The organism is Rhizobium sp. P2_G9 (assembly GCF_056403475.1).
Genome location: NZ_JBFUFK010000149.1, coordinates 1 through 402, shown reverse-complemented (window position 1 = coordinate 402; position 402 = coordinate 1). Strand labels below are relative to the sequence as shown.

At 60.8% G+C, this 402-nt stretch carries 1 protein-coding gene; it reads left to right on the top strand.

Features of this window, described 5'->3' with window-relative positions:
- Window positions 1–188: 188 nt before the first annotated feature.
- A partial coding sequence (locus AC1DYF_RS40420; RefSeq protein WP_477884566.1) for a helix-turn-helix domain-containing protein occupies window positions 189–402 on the top strand: 214 nt, incomplete at its 3' end.

Genomic DNA, 402 nt, shown 5'->3' with positions numbered 1-402 from the left:
ACGCCGAAATAGCGTTGYAGGTCGCGTTCGGCCGGTGCGCGCCCATTGATCTGGCTGTAGGCCCAGATAAAGGCGAGATACTGGCCCTGCTTGTCGGTGAAGCGCGGCGCCTCTGGCAACTTTTGGTCAAGTAATTGATTCATTTTTCGATTCATCCGGGACCTCCATACCCAAAGGAGGCCTTGCGGATGAATATACGCTATCGTGTCGATCTCGACCAAGCCGAACGCGACGAACTTAYGAGCCTACTGAGCGCTGGCAAGCATGCGGCACGCAAGCTCAAGCGGGCGCAGATCCTGCTGGCCGCCGATGCTGGCCTGGGCGACGAGGCGATTGCCGCCACCGTGGTGGCCAGCGGCTCGACGGTCTATCGCACCAGGCGTCGCTTCGTGGAGATGGGCC